This window comes from Micromonospora sp. NPDC048868, assembly GCF_043198195.1.
GTDB classification, from domain to species: Bacteria; Actinomycetota; Actinomycetes; order Mycobacteriales; family Micromonosporaceae; genus Micromonospora; species Micromonospora reichwaldensis.
Genome location: NZ_JBICUN010000025.1, coordinates 36,665 through 55,827 on the forward strand (window position 1 = coordinate 36,665; position 19,163 = coordinate 55,827).

The 19,163-nt window shown below is 71.7% G+C and carries 15 protein-coding genes; 7 read left to right on the forward strand and 8 right to left on the reverse strand.

All coding sequences use genetic code 11. From position 1 onward, the window contains the following. Positions 1–385: 385 nt before the first annotated feature. Positions 386–2,137: a murein biosynthesis integral membrane protein MurJ gene (gene murJ, locus ACGFNF_RS27820; protein ID WP_393171714.1), complete on the reverse strand. Its 1,752-nt coding sequence runs from the start codon at positions 2,135–2,137 to the stop codon at positions 386–388. 134 nt (positions 2,138–2,271) lie between these two features. On the opposite strand from murJ, the gene ACGFNF_RS27825 reads away from it, so the two are divergent. Beyond that, the gene (locus ACGFNF_RS27825) at positions 2,272–3,726 is read left to right on the forward strand and encodes a CCA tRNA nucleotidyltransferase (RefSeq protein WP_393171716.1); all 1,455 of its coding nucleotides are present in this window, start codon (positions 2,272–2,274) and stop codon (positions 3,724–3,726) included. 226 nt (positions 3,727–3,952) lie between these two features. Beyond that, a complete protein-coding gene (locus ACGFNF_RS27830; protein WP_393171718.1) occupies positions 3,953–6,004 on the forward strand; it encodes a S8 family serine peptidase in 2,052 nt (683 codons plus the stop codon). A gap of 201 nt (positions 6,005–6,205) precedes the next feature. Here the strand turns inward: ACGFNF_RS27830 and ACGFNF_RS27835 are convergent, their stop codons facing one another. The 4 genes from ACGFNF_RS27835 to ACGFNF_RS27850 all read right to left on the reverse strand — a co-directional run bounded on the left by ACGFNF_RS27835 (position 6,206) and on the right by ACGFNF_RS27850 (position 9,992). Continuing rightward, complete coding sequence (locus ACGFNF_RS27835) at positions 6,206–7,723, reverse strand: flotillin family protein (protein ID WP_101413437.1); 1,518 nt, start codon at positions 7,721–7,723, stop codon at positions 6,206–6,208. 29 nt (positions 7,724–7,752) lie between these two features. Next, positions 7,753–8,274, reverse strand: coding sequence for a hypothetical protein (locus ACGFNF_RS27840; protein ID WP_225852283.1), 522 nt, complete (start codon positions 8,272–8,274; stop codon positions 7,753–7,755). A 66-nt stretch (positions 8,275–8,340) separates the two neighbouring features. Further along, complete coding sequence (locus ACGFNF_RS27845) at positions 8,341–9,480, reverse strand: TolB family protein (protein ID WP_393171721.1); 1,140 nt, start codon at positions 9,478–9,480, stop codon at positions 8,341–8,343. Next, positions 9,477–9,992, reverse strand: a complete 516-nt coding sequence (locus tag ACGFNF_RS27850; protein ID WP_151455441.1) for a SigE family RNA polymerase sigma factor — start codon at positions 9,990–9,992, stop codon at positions 9,477–9,479. Before ACGFNF_RS27850 ends, ACGFNF_RS27845 begins: the two co-directional genes overlap by 4 nt. Positions 9,993–10,234: 242 nt before the next feature. Here ACGFNF_RS27850 and ACGFNF_RS27855 point away from each other — a divergent pair, with 242 nt between their 5' ends. Continuing rightward, positions 10,235–10,714 (forward strand): methylated-DNA--[protein]-cysteine S-methyltransferase, encoded by a 480-nt coding sequence (locus ACGFNF_RS27855; protein ID WP_393171723.1) that lies wholly within the window; start codon positions 10,235–10,237, stop codon positions 10,712–10,714. A gap of 26 nt (positions 10,715–10,740) precedes the next feature. Here ACGFNF_RS27855 and ACGFNF_RS27860 read toward each other — a convergent pair whose 3' ends face one another. The 3 genes from ACGFNF_RS27860 to ACGFNF_RS27870 all read right to left on the reverse strand — a co-directional run bounded on the left by ACGFNF_RS27860 (position 10,741) and on the right by ACGFNF_RS27870 (position 13,361). Next, positions 10,741–11,475 (reverse strand): hypothetical protein, encoded by a 735-nt coding sequence (locus ACGFNF_RS27860; RefSeq protein ID WP_393171725.1) that lies wholly within the window; start codon positions 11,473–11,475, stop codon positions 10,741–10,743. A gap of 144 nt (positions 11,476–11,619) precedes the next feature. Continuing rightward, positions 11,620–12,699, reverse strand: a complete 1,080-nt coding sequence (locus ACGFNF_RS27865) for an inositol-3-phosphate synthase (protein WP_393171727.1) — start codon at positions 12,697–12,699, stop codon at positions 11,620–11,622. A 23-nt stretch (positions 12,700–12,722) separates the two neighbouring features. Further along, the gene (locus tag ACGFNF_RS27870; RefSeq protein ID WP_121397428.1) at positions 12,723–13,361 is read right to left on the reverse strand and encodes a PadR family transcriptional regulator; all 639 of its coding nucleotides are present in this window, start codon (positions 13,359–13,361) and stop codon (positions 12,723–12,725) included. Positions 13,362–13,535: 174 nt separating this feature from the next. Here ACGFNF_RS27870 and ACGFNF_RS27875 point away from each other — a divergent pair, with 174 nt between their 5' ends. The 4 genes from ACGFNF_RS27875 to ACGFNF_RS27890 all read left to right on the forward strand — a co-directional run bounded on the left by ACGFNF_RS27875 (position 13,536) and on the right by ACGFNF_RS27890 (position 19,163). After that, positions 13,536–14,003, forward strand: coding sequence for a DUF5318 domain-containing protein (locus ACGFNF_RS27875; RefSeq protein WP_393171729.1), 468 nt, complete (start codon positions 13,536–13,538; stop codon positions 14,001–14,003). Positions 14,004–14,200: 197 nt separating this feature from the next. Next, complete coding sequence (locus ACGFNF_RS27880; protein ID WP_393171731.1) at positions 14,201–17,110, forward strand: transglycosylase domain-containing protein; 2,910 nt, start codon at positions 14,201–14,203, stop codon at positions 17,108–17,110. Positions 17,111–17,227: 117 nt separating this feature from the next. Further along, positions 17,228–18,799 carry a glycosyltransferase family 87 protein gene (locus tag ACGFNF_RS27885; RefSeq protein ID WP_393171733.1) on the forward strand — a complete coding sequence of 524 codons (1,572 nt, stop codon included), beginning with the start codon at positions 17,228–17,230 and terminating at the stop codon, positions 18,797–18,799. A 28-nt stretch (positions 18,800–18,827) separates the two neighbouring features. Then, a complete protein-coding gene (locus ACGFNF_RS27890) occupies positions 18,828–19,163 on the forward strand; it encodes a hypothetical protein (RefSeq protein WP_393171735.1) in 336 nt (111 codons plus the stop codon).

The following is a 19,163-nucleotide window of genomic DNA, read 5'->3' on the forward strand; positions in this document are numbered from 1 at the left end:
GAGAGCGACCTTACCCGGGTTGGCCGTCTCCCCGACATGTCATCTTCGCGCCGCTCCCGGGCCGAGCTGCCGGCACGCGACCGACTTGTCCGGTTGCTCCCGTTGTCAGCCACGTTGCTGGCACATGTACTGGCCAATCTAGAGGTTGGCCGCAAGCGCCCGCAGGGAGGGGGCCGGCCGTTGCGGCGAGCGCGCCGACGCAGCCGGGTTCCCCCCGACCGGACCGCCATGCTCAGCCGTACGGCTGGTTATCCACAGGCCCTTTCGGTGCCTGAGCGGCGAATCACGGAGTTATCCACAGGCGCATCCCCAGGCTGGTGATCCTCGTTCACAGAGAGTGCAGTCCGCCCGCAGCGTGTCGCCCGCCCGAGGAGACGGGTATCGGTCAGCGGCCCAGCCGGCGGCGGACCATGCCCACGACCTCGGTGATCTCGCCGATCCGCAGGACCATGGCCAGCCCGAGGTACGTCCCGCCGATCACCGCCCCACCGACCACGAGCTGGACGACGGCCTCCAGGCGGCTCGGCGTGTCGTCGCCGGGCAGCAGCTTGACCACGATCAGGCCGACCACCGCCGCGCCGAGCGCCGCGACCGCGACCCGCGCGCTGGTGCGCATGATCTCGCCGAGGCCGATCCGACCCACCCGGGGACGTAGCAGCCAGGCGGAGGCGATCGCGGCGGCCAGGTAGGAGACGGCGTTGCCGATCATCATGCCGGCGCCGGCGAAGCTTGCCGAGAAGACCGCGAAGAGCACGATCTGCACCCCGATGCGCAGCGCCACCACCGGAATGTTGATCAGCGCCGGGGTGCGGGTGTCCGGCAGGGCGTAGAAGGCGAACGTGAAGAGCTGGCTGACCGCGAACGGCACCAGGGCGAGCGCGGCGGCCAGCAGCACCAGCGAGGTGGCGGTGGCGTTGCCCTCGTCGAAGGCGCCCCAGCGGAACAGCGTGAACGAGATCGGGGAGGCGAGCACGGCGTAGCAGACCGCGATCGGGGCGAGCACCGCGGTGACCGTCCGGGTGCCCCGGGACAGGTCGGCGGCCACGTCCGCGTACCGGCCGTCGGCGGCGGCGGCGCTCATCCGGGGCATCAGCGCGGTGATGATCGAGACGGCGATGATGCCGTGCGCCGTCATCAGCAGCAGGAAGACGTTGTTGTAGATCAGCGGGCCGGCGGCGTTCTCCCTGCCCGCCCGGTTCAGCAGGTTGAACAGCACGATCAGGCCGATCTGGCTGACCGCGACGTAGCAGAACATCCACGCCCCGAGCCGGCCCAGCTCGCGCAGGCCCAGCTCGCGGAAGTCGAAGCGCAGCTTCCAGCGGAAGCCCACCTTGCGCAGCGCCGGCAGCAGGCCGGCGGCCTGGATGGCGACGCCGAGCAGGGTGCCGCCGCCGATCAGCAGGATCCGCCCGGTCGTCATCTCCTCCGGCTTGATGATGTCCGCGCCGAAGATCGCGATGTAGAGGCCGGCGGTGGCGATCACCACCAGGTTGTTCAGGATCGGCGCCCACATGGGGGCGGCGAAGTGACCCCGGGTGTTGAGTACCGCGCTGATCAGCGCGCTCAACCCGGAGAAGAAGATCATCGGCAGCATCAGGCGGGCCAGCGCCGTGACCAGGCCCGAATAGCCGTCCGTCGACTCGCCGCTGCCGTAGAGCCAGGTCAGCGTCGAGGCGAACCCGACCGCGAGCAGGGCCGCCACGCCGAGGGCGAGGACCGCCAGGGTGAGCAGCCGCTGGGCGTACGCCTGGCCGCCGTCCGAGTCCGACTTGCGCCGCCGTACCAGCACCGGGATCAGCACGCTGGTGAGTACGCCGCCGAGCAGGAACTCGTAGACCATCCCGGGCAGGATCTGCGCGGTGGTGTACGCGTCACCGACCAGCGCGCCGCCGAGCGCCGCCGCGATCACCAGGTTGCGCAGAAAGCCCGTACCGCGGCTGACCAGGCTGCCCATGGCCATCACCGCGCTGTTGGTCGCGGCGCTTGCCTCGCCCACCTGTTCCTGCGGCGGCGCCGTCGACTCCATGGCCGGCTGGTTGAGCGGCTCGGCGGAGATGAACGTGGCGCCGTCCGACGGCCGGCCGGGCGCGGCGCCGCCCTGGGCGGCGTTCGCGCTGCGGTAGAGACCGCCGCTCATCTTGTCGCCTCCAAGGCAGAGAGGTACGTCGGAGCCGGGCCACGGCCCGCACGTCACAGACGATAGTCAACGGCCACCCGTTACCCGCGCCCGGCGGACCGCATCCCCGTCGGGACCGATAGTCTGGCGCTCCCATGTCCGAAGCCTCCGCTCCCCACGCCGCCGACCGCCGCGAACTCACCGCCGCGCAGCGCAACGCCGTCGCCGAACTGCTCCGGGTCTCCCCGGTCGCCGACGAGTTGGGCCGCCGGTTCGCGCGGGCCGGCCACGAGCTGCACCTGGTGGGCGGTTCGGTACGCGACGCCCTGCTCGGCCGCCTCGGCGACGACCTCGACTTCTGCACCGACGCGCACCCGGACGAGACCCTGCGCATCGTGCGCGGCTGGGCCGAGTCGATCTGGGAGACCGGCCGGGAGTTCGGCACCATCGGGTGCCAGCGCGACGGGCTGCGGCTGGAGATCACCACTTTCCGTGCCGAGTCCTACGACCAGGTCAGCCGCAACCCGGTCGTCGAGTACGGCACCGACCTCGCCGAGGACCTGCGGCGGCGCGACTTCACCATCAACGCGATGGCGGTCAGCCTGCCCGAGCACCGGTTCACCGACCCGCACGGCGGGCTGGACGACCTGGCCGCCAAGGTGATCCGCACCCCGGGCACCCCGGCGGAGTCCTTCGGCGACGACCCGTTGCGGATGCTGCGCGCGGCCCGCTTCGCCGCGCAGCTGCGCTTCGCGGTGCACCCCGACGCGTACGCGGCGATGACCCGGATGGCCGGCGACCTGGACCGGATCACGGCCGAGCGGATCCGCGACGAGTTCACCAAGCTGCTCTGCGGCGCTGACCCGATCACCGGGCTGCGGCTGCTGGTCGACACCGGGCTCGCCGAGCGCTTCCTGCCGGAGCTGACCGGGCTCAAGCTGGAGATCGACGAGCACGCCCAGCACAAGGACGTCTACGAGCACACCCTGACCGTGGTGAGCAACGCCGTCTCGTACGAGACCGAGGGGCCGGACTTCGTCCTGCGGATGGCCGCGCTGATGCACGACGTCGGTAAGCCGGCGACGAAGGCGGTGGGCTCGGACGGCCGGGTCAGCTTCCACCACCACGAGGTGGTCGGCGCCCGGCTCACCAAGGCCCGGCTGAAGGCGCTGCGCTACCCGAAGGAGATCACCGCCAAGGTGACCGCGCTGGTGGCGCTGCACCTGCGCTTCTACGGCTACGGCCGGGGCGAGTGGACCGACTCGGCGGTGCGCCGCTACGTCGCCGACGCCGGTGACCTGCTGCCGCGGCTGCACAAGCTGACCCGGTCGGACTGCACCACCCGCAACCGCCGCAAGGCGGCCCAGCTCGCCGCCGACTACGACGCGCTGGAGGAGCGGATCGCCCGGATCGCCGCCGAGGAGGACCTGGCGCGGGTCCGGCCCGACCTGGACGGCAACGCCATCATGGAGCTGCTGGGCGTACCGCCGGGGCCTGTCGTCGGACAGGCCTGGAAGCACCTCAAGGAGCTGCGCCTGGAGCGCGGCCCGCTGGACCGCGACGAGGCCGAGGCGGAGCTGCTGCGCTGGGCCCGCGACGAGGGCCTGTAGCGCAGACCGGTGCCGATGCCGGCCGGCGTCCTCCGACGGCGGGGCGTACCGCTTCGCATAGCGAGTACGAGACGCCAACGTATCGACCGAATGGCTGACGCGTCAGCTACTGATCATTACTGATGATGGGGCGGAATTCTCCAGCCCTCCGAGTCCGGTAGAGGCTGGCCGTGTGACCGGTCCGAGTCCACAGCGGACGGTCCTTCGAATCAACGGGGAGTCATTTGTGAGACGTCGTGGCGTTGCGCGCCGCTCAGCGGTGGCGGGCCTGCTTCTCGCCTCCGCGACGGCCGTCGCCGTCGCTGGTTCGGGCGGCGCGGCGATGGCCGAGCCCGCCGAACCGACCCGGGCACCCGTGCGCGGTGCCGAACCCGGCGAGGTCGTACCGGGCCGCTACATCGTCGTCCTCAAGGACGGCAAGGCAACACCGAGCGAGACCCGGGCCGCCGCGTCCGCGCTCGCGCAGAAGAACGGGGGCAAGGTACGCAAGGTCTTCACCAACGGCCTGCGTGGGTACTCGATGGAGGCCAGCGCGGGTCAGGTGAAGCGGCTCTCGCTGGACCCGCAGGTGGCCTACGTGGAGCCCGTCGTACGGGCCTCCGCCACCGGGACCCAGAGCAGTCCGCCGTCCTGGGGCCTGGACCGGATCGACCAGGTGTCGCCGAAGCTGGACGGCTCCTACACCTACCCCGGCACGTCGGCGGCGGGCGTCACCGCGTACGTCCTCGACACCGGTATCAACATCACGCACCAGGACTTCGGCGGCCGGGCCAGTTACGGCTTCAACGCCATGTCCGACCGCACCTCCACCAAGGACGCCAGTGACTGCGACGGGCACGGCACGCACGTGGCGGGCACGGTGGGTGGCACCAGGTACGGCGTCGCCAAGGACGTCAAGCTGGTCGCGGTGCGGGTCCTGGACTGCGAGGGCTCCGGCACGAGCGAGGAACTCCTCAGCGGTATCAACTGGGTGACCGCGAACGCCGTCAAGCCGGCCGTGGCGAACATGAGCCTCGGTTTCGGCGGCAACGTCCAGGCGGTCAACGACGCGGTGAACGCCTCGATCGCCAGCGGCATCACCTACGCGGTCGCCTCGGGCAACTCCATGCAGGACGCCTGCCTGGTGAGCCCGGCGTCCGTGCCGGCAGCGATCACGGTCGGCGCCACGGACAAGATCGACGCGCGGGCCTGGTTCTCCAACTACGGCGCCTGCGTCGACACGTTCGCGCCGGGCGTCAGCATCACCTCCGCCACCATCGGTTCCACGACGGGCGCCGCGACGCTGAGCGGCACCTCGATGGCGTCACCGCACGTCGCCGGCGCCGCGGCGCTGCTGCTGGCGGCGAACCCGACGTGGAGCCCGTCGCAGGTGCGCGACAGCATCGTGACCGGTGGCCTCTCCGGCGCCGTCCACGACACGCAGCGCTCGCTGGACCGCTTTCTCCAGGTCGGTACCGGGCCGGTGGCCCGCAGTTCGTACGGGCTGAAGGCGCGGATCAACGGCAGGTTCGTGGTCGCGGACGGTGCGGGCACGAAGCCGTTGATCGCCAGCGCCGCTGCCATGGGCGGGTGGGAGAAGTTCGACATCGTCGACGCCGGAAGCGGGTACGTCGGGCTGCGGGCACGGGCCAACGGCAGGTTCGTCGTGGCGGACGGTGCGGGCACGAAGCCGTTGATCGCTGGCGCCGCTGCCATCGGCGGGTGGGAGAAGTTCCAGATCGTCCACAACACCGATGGCAGTGTCAGCCTCAAGGCAGTGGTGAACGGCAAGTTCGTCGTCGCGGACGGCGGGGGCACGCTGCCGCTGATCGCGAGCGCCGATGCCATCGGCGCCTCGGCGAAGTTCGACCTGGAGGCACCGAACCCGATCGTCAGCCTCAGGGCGGCGGCGAACGGCAGGTTCGTCGCCGCGGACGGTGCGGGCACGAAGCCGCTGATCGCCGGCGCCGCTGCCGTCGGCGGCTGGGAGAAGTACGAACTGGCCTTCCTCCCCGAGGGCAGCTTCTTCACGCTGCGCCCCCTGGTGAACGGCAAGTTGGTGACCGCGGCGAGCGAAGGCACGAAGCCGTTGATCGCCACGAGCACCACCGTCGGCCCCGCAGAGGTGTTCGACTTCATCGACTACAACGCGGACGGCTCCATCTATCTGCGTGCGTACGTTGACGGGCAGGCGATCACCGCCGGTGCCAACCCGCTGATCTCGGACCGGACGATCGACTGGTCCAGCCCGACCTTGGGTCTCGGAACCGCACAGAAGTTCACCGTCGACGTTGTCTGACGGCCCCTGTGGCACCCGCCGTGTCGGCTCCTCGGGCGGCGCGGCGGGTGCCGGCCCACCGGGCCTCCGCCGGACGGTCACCACCGTCAGGTGATCTTCGCCCCACCGCCCCACCGAACGTCGGCGCCCGCCGAGCCGTCTCAGGAGCACGGCTCGGCGGGCGCCGTTCTGCCCAAGCCCGGGCAGTCGTGTCGGGTCGCGTCAGCGGGTCTCGACCGCCGTGCCGTCGACGGGCGGCTTGCCGTTGCCGGTGGTCGCCGCCGCCGAGCCGAGCTTCCCCAGCAGGCCGGCCAGGTCGATGCCGGTCAGGTCGCTGCCGAGCTGGAGCCCCTGGGCCACGTTGCCCGCCACCGACTTGGTCAGCGACGAGGCGCCGTCGGTGGAGATGACGGTCATCTTGTCGATCGCGCCGATCGGGGCGCTGGCCGCCTCGACGACCTGCGGCAGCACCTTGACCAGCAGGTCCAGCACGGCGGCTTCGCCGTACGCCGCGAAGGCCTCGGCCTTGCGGGCCATCGCGTCGGCCTCGGCCTGCCCCTTGGCCAGGATGGCCGCGGCCTCGGCCGCACCCTCCCGCTCGACCGCCTCGGCGATGGCGGAGCGGCGGCGCTGCTCGGCCTCACCCTCCTTGGCGCCTTCGATGGCGTTGGCCTCGGCCAGCGCGGCCCGGCGGGCCCGCTCGCCCTCACCGGTGAGCCGGGCCTGCTCGGCGGCGGCCTGGGCGGCGGCGATGACGGCCTGGCGCTGCGCGTCGGCGTTCAGCACGGCCGCGTTGCGGGACGCCTCGGCCTCCTGCTCCACCTTGTACCGGGCGGCGTCGGCCGGCTTGCGCACCTCGGTGTCGAGCTGACGCTGCTTGAGCTCGGCGTTGCGCTCGGCGACCTTCTGCTGCTCGGAGAGGATCGCCTGGTCCCGCTCGGCCTGGGCCAGCGGTCCGGCGGCGGCGGACTTCGCCTTGGCCGCGTCGATCTCCGCCTGGATGGCGGCCTGCTTCAGCGACAGGTTCCGGTTGGCCTCGGCGATGGCCTCCTCGGCGAGCAGCCGCTCCTGCTCGGCCTGCTGCCGGGCCCGCGCCTCGGCGATGGCCGCATCCTTGAGCACCCGGGCGGCCTCCGGCCGGCCCAGGTCCTGGAGGTAGGAGCCCTCGGCCAGGATGTCCTGGAGCTGGAAGGTGTCCAGCACCAGGCCCTGGTTGGTCATCGAGTGCTCGGCCTCCTCGGCGACCGCGCTGGCGAACGCCGCCCGGTCCCGGATGACCTCCTCGACGGTGAGCCGGCCGACGATCGAGCGCAGCGCGCCGGCCAGCACCTCCCGGGTGAAGTCCTCGATCTCGTCCTGCTGGTGCAGGAAGCGCTGCGCGGCGGCGCGGATGGCGTCCTCGGTGCCGCCGACCTTCACGATCGCGACGCCGTGCAGGTCGGCGCGGATGCCCTGCTTGCTGACCGCGCCCTTGATGCCGACGTCGATCCGCCGGCTGGACAGGTCGAGCGACTGGAGCTTCTGCACCACGGGCAGGACGAAGACGGACGCGCCGAGCACGACCTTCTGCCCGGAGTTGTCGGTCGACCGGCCACCGTCGGCGGTCTGCGTGGTGCGGCCCTTGCGGCCGGTGACGATGAATGCCTCGTTCGGCCCGGCCACCTTGATGCGGGAGAGCACGAAGAGCACGAGCACGAGGACGAGGAGGACCGCGCCGCCGATGGCGATGAGAAGGGGCATGTGACCGTCCTGTTTTCTATGAGGGGGGTTCAGTAGGTCTCGACGTGCACGCTGGTCTCGCTGAGCGCCTCGACCACGAAGATCTGGGCGCCGACCGGGATCGGTCGGTCGGCGCGGGCGTTGAGCTTGACCGGCTGGCCGGCCACCCGGACCCGGACCTCGCCGTAGCCGTCGGCGGGCACGGGGGTGACCACCAGGCCGAGCGCGCCGACTAGGTGGTGGCGGGTGGGGGTGGGGTCGGTGCGCATGTCGCGGGCCGCCCGGCTCAGCCGGGCCGCGGCCCAGGCGGTGGGCACGGCCGCGACGACGCCGCCGGCCAGGGCCACGGCGATCATGCCGGGCGTACGCCCACCGACCAGCTCGTTGACGATCGCGGCGCCGAAGCCGAGCGCTCCGGTGAACCCGGCGACCGCCTCCACCGACACCGGACCGTCGAAGTCCGGGTTGCCGAAGTGGAGCAGCTCGCCGCCGAGCAGGGCGAGCGCCAGCACCGCGACGCCCGCGCCGCCGATGATGAGGAAGATCAGCGTCCCCGTGGCCACGGCCTGCACGGTATCGGTGCCCCGCAACGTCGGTCGGGAAGCCGGCGGTTCGGCGGGGCCGCGACGCGGGGCCGTTCAGCGGGGCGCGATCGCGAGGGTCAGGTTGACGTCCAGCGACGCGGGGAGGGCCTGCCGCGCCAGTTCCCGACCGTCGAGGTCGACCAGCGCCATCTCGGCCGTCCAGCCGACGCGGTGCAGCAGCCGGTCGCCCGCGACCCACACGGCGTCCTCGGCGGGAGCCAGGCCGATCACCCGCCCGGTCGCCACCTCCGCCAACTTCGGGCCGTCCTGGCCCTTGATGATCACGAGCCGCCCGTCCGGCGACCACGACCATGGGCCGGCGGGGTCGCCCGGGACGGGCACGAACCGGGTCGGCCGGCCGTTCGTCGCGGAGAAGAACTGCACGCCCCGGCGCGTGTGCGGCCGGGACTCCGAGCGCGGGGCACCGGGATCGGTCTGCTGGAGCGCGACCTCCCGGCCGTCCCGGCTCCAGGTGAAGAAGCAGTGGTCGGTGCAGAAGTACCGGTCGGTGTCCACCGGGAAGGTGCGGTAGGCGCCGGTGGCCGCGTCGAGCACGCCGAGGGAGAAGCTGCCGCTCTCCTTGTCCAGCACGGTCAGCGCCAACCGCCGCCCGTCCGGCGACCAGTGCGGGGTCATGATGTGGCTGCCGGTGCGGATCCAGCGGACCGTGCCGTGGCCCAGGTCGAGCAGGCCGATCCGGCCGGCGCGTTCGTAGTCGACGACGGCGGCGGTTCCGCCCCGGGGCGCGGCCCAGGTCTCCTCGTACCGGCGGTCGGCGGCGACGTACCGGCCGCGCTCGCGGTCCAGGGCGTACCCCTGCACGGCGGGAGTGCCGGTGGAGGTGGCTCCGGTCAGCACCCAGTCGCCGGGCAGTGTCACGACCGCCCGCGTCCAGTCGCCGGTCGGCGCGGGGACGACGGGCATCGTGCGCGGGGCGGCCGACACCGTCGCCACCGGGGTGACGACCGGTGCCCCGGTGGCGGCGTCCGGGGGTGCGCCGGATCGCAGCCATACGTACGGCCCGACGAGGGCGACCAGCGCCGCGACGGCACCGCCGGCGGCGGTCGTGCGGCGACGGCGACGCAGCCGTCGGCCCCGTCGTAGGGCCCGGTCGGCGAGGTCGGGCGCAGCCCGCGCCTCGGCCGCGATCTCCCGTACGGCGGAACGCAGGACGTCCTCCCCGGAGCCGTTCATCGGACCTCCTCCGTGACGCTGTCGTCGAGGACGGGTACCAGTTGCCGCAGTCTGGCCAGTGCCTTCGAGGTCTGGCTGGCGACCGTGCCGGCACGGCAGCCGAGCAGCGCGGCGGTCTGCTCGACGCTGAGATCCTCCAGGTATCGCAGGGTCAGCACGGCACGTTGCCGGGGCGGCAGCGACAGCAACGCGTCACGCAGCAGCATCCGCAGGTCGGCGTCCTGACCGCTGTCCCGGCTGCCGACCCGCTCGGGCAGCACCGCGACCGGCACCTCGGGCCGCCGCGACCGGCGCCGCCATCCGGAGACCTGGTCGTGGTAGAGGATCCGCCGCACGTACGGCTCGGCGTCGCCGCGGATCCGGGGCCACCGGGCGTACGCCTTGGCCAGCGCGTTCTGCAGCAGGTCCTCGGCGCCGTGCTGGTCGCCGGCCAGGGCGTACGCGATGCGCAGCAGGACGTTTCCCCGTTCGTTGACGAACGCGGTGAACTCCCCGTCGGTCCCTTCGGTCACCGCCCACCTCCGGTAGCTCTGACGCTCCCCGGCGTCCGAACTTTGCCGCCGCCCGCAATCTAGCTGTTGACAAGATTCGGATCGAGCGCCGATCTCGACATCGGCGAGAAGGAGCCACCCGTGTCCTCGGCAACCCCTGACCACCGTCGGCAGATGACCGGCCCGGCCGCCTCTCGTCGGCGACCCGGATGCCCGGCGGCTCGGGTGGGAGGCACTGTCGGGGCACCGGGGACAATGGGCGGATGCGCTGGACCGTGCTCGACTCCCCGATCGGCGAGTTCTCCGTCGCCACCGACGGCACCCACGTGTGCCAGGCCCACTTCGGCCGGGTCGACGCAGCCGCCGAGGAGCCGGGCGACGAGGCGGCCCGACAGGCGCTGGCGGAGCTGCGGGCGTACTTCGCGGGCGAGCTGACCGGGTTCGCGGTGCCGCTGGCCGCACCGGGCGGGTCCGACTTCGAACGGGGCGTCTGGCGGGAGATGACCCGCATCCCGTACGGGGAGACGCTCACCTACGGCGAGGTGGCCCGCCGGCTCGGCGACCCGGGTGCCGCCCGCGCGGTCGGGGTGGCCTGCAACCGCAACCCGATCCCGGTGCTCGTGCCGTGTCACCGGATCGTCGGCGCCGGCGGCAAGCTGGTCGGTTTCGGCGGCGGCCTGGAGCGGAAGGTGAAGCTGCTGGAGTTGGAGGCCGGGGTCGCCCTGCGCCGCGCCTGGTCCTGACGCGGTCCCGTCCGCATCCGCCCGGTTCAGCTCGGGGCGGGCAGACAGCCGCCGTCGGCGATGCGGGTGCCGATCTCGACCGTGACGTCGCCCGCCCGGACGTTGCCGAAGACGCACGCCCGGCCGGTCCAGCCCGCGAAGACCAGCCCGTCGACGGGGCCGAGGTCGAGCCGGCCCGGTGGTCGCACGGTGACCCCGGTCAGCCCCGTCGCCACGATCGCCCGCCGGACGGCCTCCTGCCCGGGCTGGTCCCGGCCGCCGGCGGTCAGCAGGCTGAGGCTCCTCCTGACGTCCGCAGCGCAGGCCCGTGCGCCGGTGGCCGCCTCCTCGCCGAGCGTCCCGCGCTGCCGGAAGGCGTCGTTGGCCGCCTGCTGGCGGCGGAACTCCTCCGCGCGGCGCTGCTCGTCGGTCAGCGGCTGTCGGGTGCCGGGCGGACGCGACGTGACGGCCGGGACCCCGCCACCGGACGGGGCGACCTGCCCGGGGCGCGCGACCGGCGTGCCCGCCCTGGCGCAGTCGGCCTCGGGCGGCGTCGCGGAGGCGGCCGGGCGGGCCGAGCCGACGCCGCCGTCCGGTGCCGTGCTGGCTGCCGGTGCCGTGCCACCCGCTGTCGTGGTGCCGTCGGCCAGCGCCACGCCGCCGGCCGGCGTGGTGGTCGGGTCGGATCCCGGCGCCGCGCAGCCGACGAGGACCGGAAGGAGCACCGCGACGGCGAGAGCCCCGACGACCCGTCGCGCGCCGCCGTGAGGGAGGGACGTCACGTCGGTCAGCGTAACGGCGAGTCGCCGTCCGTTCGACCCCGTGTGAGGTCGGTGGCCCGTTGCGCGTACGGCTGCGGAAGGGCCGGACGCGGCGAGGGCCGGATCCGTGCGGACCCGGCCCTCGACGGTGCTGCTGTCGGCGCGTCAGCGCTCGGCGTCACCGGCGATGAACGCCTCGACGGCGGCGTGCGCGTCGTGGTCGGCGTACTGCACCGGCGGGGACTTCATGAAGTACGACGAGGCCGACAGGATCGGGCCGCCGATCTTCCGGTCCAGCGCGATCTTCGCGGCGCGGACGGCGTCGATGATGACACCGGCCGAGTTCGGCGAGTCCCACACCTCGAGCTTGAGCTCGGCGTTGAGCGGGGTGTCGCCGAAGGAGCGACCCTCCAGGCGGATGTACGCCCACTTGCGGTCGTCCAGCCACGGCACGTGGTCCGACGGGCCGATGTGCACGTCGCTCTTGCTCATCTCGTGCGGGATCTGCGAGGTGACCGACTGGGTCTTCGAGATCTTCTTCGAGACCAGGCGGTTGCGCTCCAGCATGTTCATGAAGTCCATGTTGCCGCCGAAGTTGAGCTGGTACGTGCGCAGCAGCTCGACGCCCCGGTCCTCGAACAGCTTCGCCAGCGCGCGGTGCACGATGGTGGCGCCGACCTGGCTCTTGATGTCGTCACCGACGATCGGCAGGCCCGCGTCCTCGAACTTCTTGGCCCACTCCGGGTCGGAGGCGATGAAGACCGGAAGCGCGTTGACGAACGCGCAGCCGGCGTCGATCGCGGCCTGGGCGTAGAACTTGTCGGCCTGCTCGGAGCCGACCGGCAGGTACGAGACCACGACGTCGACCTGCGTGTCGCGCAGCGCCTGGGCGACGTCGACCGGCTTGGCGTCGGACTCCTCGACGATCTCGCGGTAGTACTGGCCCAGACCGTCGAAGGTCGGACCGCGCTGCACGGTGACGCCGGTCGGCGGCACGTCGCAGAGCTTGATGGTGTTGTTCTCGCTGGCGACGATCGCCTCGGCGAGGTCCATGCCCACCTTCTTGGCGTCCACGTCGAACGCCGCGACGAACTGCACGTCCGAAACGTGGTAGTCGCCGAAGGTGACGTGCATGAGACCCGGGACGCGGTCGTTCGGGTCGGCGTTCCGGTAGTACTCCACGCCCTGTACGAGGGACGAGGCGCAGTTACCCACACCGACGATGGCGACGCGGACGGAGCCCATAGCGTCTGCCTCCTTCTTCTTCATCACGGCCGCTCTTTCCTGGACTCTCCAGGCGGAGGCGGGCTGTTGTCTTCTCGTCGGCCGCCGGCCGTCCCGGTTGACGGGACCGTCGGGGCACGGCCGGAGCGCTCGTTGGCGATGAGCTCCTCCAGCCAGCGGACCTCGCGCTCACAGGCGTCCAGGCCGTGGCGCTGCAGTTCCAGCGTGTAGGCGTCGAGCCGCTCGGCCGCCCTGCCGAGCACGTCGCGAAGCCCTTCACGGCGTTCCTCGATCTTTCGCCGGCGACCCTCGAGGATGCGGAGTCGGGTCGCCTGGTCGGTCCGGGCGAAGAACGCGAAGTGCACGCCGAAACCCGTGTCGTCGTACGTCTCCGGCCCGGTCTGCGCGATCAGTTGGGCGAAGCGTTCCTTGCCCTCCGCGGTGATTTCGTAGACCACCCGACCTCGTCGGCTGGTCAGCGCGGGAACCTCCTCGACCGTGGCGGGTGCCTCCGCGGCCTCGGTGATCCATCCCGCCGCCTGCAACCTGCGCAGCGTGGGATAGAGCGAGCCGTAGCTGATCGCCGCCCTGATCGCACCGAGCTTGGCGGTCAGCTCCTTGCGCAGCTCGTAGCCGTGCATCGGAGACTCCTGCAGGAGGCCGAGGATGGCGAGCTCGAGCACGGGCCATCCTCTCTGTACCCTCTACGCGGAGCGGTAACCGCCGCGATGTATCGGACCGATACATCGCACGCTAGCGGATCGCCGTGATCAGGGCAAACCTCCGCTCCGAGGTTCTCCGGTCACGCATCGTCACCGTGGTCGCCCCGTCCGACGAGACCGCGTACCCTTCTCCGCATGCGTACGCAGCGCCAGGTAGTCGACTACTCGCTCCGGAAGCGAGCGGTGCTGCGTGAGCTCCTCGCGGGCCGGGTCGGCACGTACGACGTCTGCGACGCCTCGCCCTACCTGAAGAACGCCGCCCGCTTCCACGGTGAGCCGACCGACGAGCGGTGTCCGATCTGCCGGAGCGAGAACCTGACCCACGTCCACTACATTTACGGCGACGAACTCAAGCAGTCCGCCGGCCAGGCCCGGAGACTGGCCGAGTTGCCGGTGCTGGCGATGACGGTGCGTGAGTTCCAGGTCTTCGTGGTGGAGGTGTGCCTCGGCTGTGACTGGAACCATCTCGTCGAGCAGTACCTGCTCGGCCGGGACGGCCTGGCCGGGAATCCGGAGGGTGGGCAGGAGCAGGACGCGGTGGGCGGCGCGGCCGCCTCGGGTAACGGTGCGGGCAGTCGACGGAGGCGAGAGGCGCAACGGTGATCTTCGCTCGATCGGCCGACCCCGGCCAGCGCACGCACGCCTGGGGAGACCGACGGATCGTTGGTCTGATTGGCCCGATTGATTCGCAAGTGGCACCGGTCGGCCGGCACGCACGTGCCGCCCTCGACAGGTGTCCCATCTCACGGCAAACCGGTGGCGGCGCAGTCGCGTCCCACCGCGACGGCAGGGTGTGAGGAATGAACTCGTACGGCGATTCCAGTTCCCCGCGCGGGCGGGCCCAGATTCCGGGCCAGCACGGCGACCCCGGCGGTGACGCCTCCGGGGGCGGCTGGTCGGCTGCACAGGACGGTACGGCACCCGCGGGCCGCGCCTCGGTCGCGCCCCGCGCCGCCGGCGGGCGGGCCTCGGTCGGCGGCTCGGCCGCCGTTCCGCCGCGCGGCGGTTCCGTCTCCGGTTCGGCGTCCGCAGCCGTCCCGCCGCGCGCCGGAACAGCCTCGGTGGGTTCGGCCTCGGTCGGTCGGGCGGCGCCGGGCCGGGCCGTGCCGGTCTCGCCTGCGCCCGGCACCGGCCGGGCGGCGGGCTCGGGTCGCGCTTCGGTGCCGGTCTCCCCGGCCGGCGGGCCGGCAGGTCGCGCCTCGGTGGGCTCCGCCGCCGTCGGCGCCGCCCCGGCCGGACGGGCCAGCGTCGGATCGGCGGCGGTCGGCGGCGTCAGCGGCCGTGCCTCGGCCCGGGCGAGCGTCTCCCCGGCCGCAGGCGGCCCTGGTGGGCCCGGCGGGCCGACCGGCCCCGGCCGGCGCGGGCGCGGCGCGGGCGACCCGGCCGGTTCGTCGCGGGCGAAGAAGCGCAAGCGGGTCAACATGCTGATCGCCGCCTTCGCCGTGTTCATCATGCTCGCCGGGCTCGGCGTCGTCGGCTTCACCTACTACTCGACAAACGTGGTCCTTCCGGAGGACACCACGCCGCCGCAGGCGACCACCCTCTACGCCTCCGACAACAAGACGATCATCGCGAAGGTCGGCACGCAGAACCGGACCCTGGTCACCATCGACCAGATCCCGAAGTGGGTGCAGGACGCCGTCGCCGCGGCCGAGGACCGCAACTTCTACGAGCACTCGGGTGTGGACTACAAGGGCATCGTCCGGGCCGCGTGGAACAACGTCTCCGGCGGCAGCAAGCAGGGCGCCTCGACGATCACCCAGCAGTACGCGCGCAACGCGTTCGACAACCTGAAGGACGACACCTACGCCCGGAAGGTCAAGGAGGCGATCCTCGCCTCCAAGCTGAACGACGAGTACACCAAGCCGCAGATCATGCAGCACTACCTGAACATCATCTACTTCGGGCGGGGCGCGCACGGCATCGAGGCGGCGGCGCAGACGTACTACGGCAAGCCGGCGAACAAGCTGAGCGTGGCCGAGGGCGCGGTCCTCGCCGCGCTGATCAAGCAGCCGGAGGCCGGGATGGGCCACAAGGGCTACGACCCGGCGGTGAACCTTGCCGAAGCCAAGTCCCGCTGGGAGTACGTGATCGGCGGCATGGTCGCCGAGGGCTGGCTGAACGCCCCAGGCAAGCCGGCGGCACCCACCCTGGCCGAGTACCCGATGCCCAAGAAGCCGAACCAGGGCGGCGCCGGCATCGACTTCGGCGTCAACACCCCGTACGGCAACGTGATCAACTACGTCAAGCAGGAGATGCGGGACAAGGGCATCTGCGTCGACAAGGAGGAGCAGATCACCGACGCCAAGCCGCTCTGTTCCCAGGCGCTCATGTCGGGTGGCTACAAGATCCGCACCACGATCGACACGAAGATCCAGGAGGCGGCGGTCGAGACCGCCCAGCGCAAGACCAAGGGGTCGGAACTCGCCGGCCAGCCGCCGAACCTGATGGCGGCGGTGGTCGCCATCGAGCCGAAGAACGGTCGCGTGCTCGCCTACTACGGCGGCGACAACGGCACCGGCACCGACTACGCCGGCAGGAACCTCGACGCTTCCGGCAACCCCTACGGCGGTCACCCGCCGGGCTCGAGTTTCAAGATCTACACCCTGGCGGCGGCGCTCAAGGAGCGCAAGGCCCTCGAGTCGCGCTGGAAGGGCAGGGCCTTCACGCCCGAAGGCACCAAGTTCAAGGTCAGCAACGCCGGCGTGGACAACCCCGAGTGCGGCAACTCCTGCACCCTGACGGTCTCCACCCTCAAGTCCCTGAACGTGCCGTTCTACCACGTCACCCAGGAGATCGGCCCGGACAAGGTCGTCGACATGGCGGCCAAGGCCGGCGTCAGCATGATGTGGCGCTCGGACACCGACCCGCCGAAGGGCTACGACCTCACCAAGGAAGACCCGAAGAAGATCGCGCCGAACCCGTTCTTCCACGTCGTCGGCTACGGCCAGTATCCGATCACCGTCCTGGACCACGCCAACGGCGTCGCCACCTTCGCCAACCAGGGCCGCTACCACAAGGCCCACTTCCTCTTCTCGGTCGAGAAGCGGGACGAGGTGACCGGCAAGTGGAAGAAGATCGCCGACGAGGGTTCGCTCAAGGGTGAGCAGCGTATCGACAAGGACGTCGTGGCGGACGTGACCTCGGTGCTGGAGCGGTATCCGGCGCAGGTCAACCACCAGCTCGACGACGGCCGGAAGGCGGCCTCCAAGACCGGCACCTGGGAACTCAAGGCGGACAGCGACGACAACGGCGACGCCTGGATGATCGGCTACACCCCGCAGATCGCCACCGCCGTCTGGGTGGGCAACGTCAAGGACCGCAAGCCGCTCAAGCTGAAGAACGGCAACAAGATCAGTGGCGGCAACCTGCCGGGCACCATCTGGGAACGGTTCATGGACGAGGCACACAAGGCCAAGAAATGGGAGAAGAAGGACTTCCCGCCCGCGGCGAACGTTGGCGACCCGAACAGCGGCAACGGTGAGGCGCCCCCGCCCCCGCCGCCTCCGTCGGGCCCGCCGAACTGCGATCCGCTCGGCCTGTTCTGCCCCGGCGGCAACAACGGCGGTGGAAACAACGGCGGCGGCACTCCTCCCGGTGGCCCCGGTGGCCCCGGCGTGCCCACCACCCCGACCGACCCGCGCCCCGGCCGGGACGGCGGCGGCGGCGGGCTGCTACCGAGCCTGACACCCAGGCCGGACAACGACTGATCGACGAACGCCGCCGGCGGCCGGAGCAACTTTCCGGCCGCCGGCGGCGTTTCACGTATCGACGTGTCGTGAGAGGGAGGGGACGCGGAGGCCCGATGTACGGCAGGATGCACCTTCATGAGCACGCAGTCGACGCGAGGCATCGACGACGCCGGTGCCCCTGACCATCCGTCCCGCTCCGACGGCTTCGTCCGGGGCGTCTCCGGCGCGATCGGCGGCCCGCTGGGCGACCACGCCGTCGCCCTGGACCGGCCCGCCGGGCGGGAGAGTCGGTTCTGGACCGCGGCCCGCATCGTCCTGGCCCTCGTCTGCCTGACCCTGGCGTTGCACTGGGTGCAGAAGTCGCCCTGCCAGGACGGCGCCTGGCAGAACAACGTGCAGTACACCCGCTTCTGCTACACCGACGTGCTGGCGCTCTACTACGCCGAGCGGCTCAACGAGGGTGCGGTGCCCTACCAGGACCACCCCGTCGAGTACCCGGTGCTCACCGGGTACTTCATGGGCGCCCTCGGCCTGCCCGTGCACGCCCTCGGCCAGAACGACCCGGGGCTCAACCAGGGCATGTGGTTCTACAACCTCAACGCGCTGGTGCTCGGCGCGCTGGCGGTCGCCACCGTGGCAGTGCTCCTCGCCCTACGCCGCCGTCGACCATGGGACGCCGCGCTCTTCGCGCTCGCTCCCGCGCTGATGCTCACCGCCACGGTCAACTGGGACCTGCTCGCCATCGGCCTGGCCGCGTTCGGCCTCTTCGCCTGGGCCCGCAGCCGACCACTGGCGGCCGGGATCCTGCTCGGTCTCGCCGGGGCGGCCAAGATGTGGCCGCTGTTCATCCTCGGCCCGATCCTGGTGCTGGGGCTGCGCGCCGGGCGGCTCCGCGCCGCTCTCACCGCCTTCGGCGCGGCCCTCGTCTCCCTGGTCCTCGTGAACCTTCCGGTCGCCATTCCCTACCGGGAGAACTGGGACCGCTTCTTCGAGCTGAATTCGACCCGGCCCATCGACTGGGGCACCCTCTGGTACATCGGCCGCTACGTGGACGGAAAGTTCGGCAACGCCAACCCCGCCGACCTCGGGCCGTTCGAGTGGCTGAACGCCAACATCCCGACGCTGAACACCCTGTCGTACGCCCTCTTTGGGCTGGCCTGCCTCGGGGTGGCCGCGCTGGGGCTGCTGGCGCCGCGCCGGCCCCGGCTCGCCCAGCTCGCGTTCCTGGTGGTCGCCGCCTTCCTGATCTTCAGCAAGGTGTGGTCGCAGCAGTTCGTGCTCTGGCTGCTGCCGCTGGTGGTGCTCGCCCGCCCGAAGTGGGGCGCCTTCCTCGCCTGGCAGGTGGCCGAGGTCTGCTACTTCGTGGCCTTCTACGGCGAGCTGCTCGGCGCGGCGACCAGCAAGCCGGTCTTCCCGGAGGGCGTCTTCGTGCTGGCCTCGACGCTGCGCCTGGCCACCGTCGTGCTGCTGTGCGTGCTGGTCGTCCGGGAGATCCTGCACCCCGAACTGGACGCGGTCCGCAAGACCTATCCGGACGATCCGGACGGTGGCGTGTTCAATGGCGCCAGGGACGCACCCTGGGTGGCTCGCTGGCGTCGACCAGCCCCGGCCTCGCCGCAACCGACGGAGTTGGCGGCCAGCTCGGCGCTGACGACCCCGGGCGCCAGCGGCGGGGACGGGGACGGTGGCCGGCGAGTGACGTCCTGATGGCGTCCTGTCGGAAGTCCCTGACCCGTTGACCGGTGTGAGCGCCGTCGACGCGATCCTGCCCGTGCTGCTCGTCACGGTCTGGCTCGGCCTGGCCCTCGTCCGGCGGGTGTCCGGGTGGTTCTTCGGCCTGGGCGGCTGTGTCGCGCTGGCCTGCCTTCCCGCCGGAGTCATCGCCGGCAGGTTCGAACTCGGCGACGCCGACTGCACACCGGACAACCTGTGTTTCTCCGCCGACACGGTCGACTGGGGGTTGAACGGGCTGTTCGGGCTGTTCACGGTCGCCGTGTTGGCGATCCTCTCCGCTGCCCGCAAGCTCTTCGGCAGACTGGACGACCGGGAGGCTGCTTCGCGGCGAATGTGA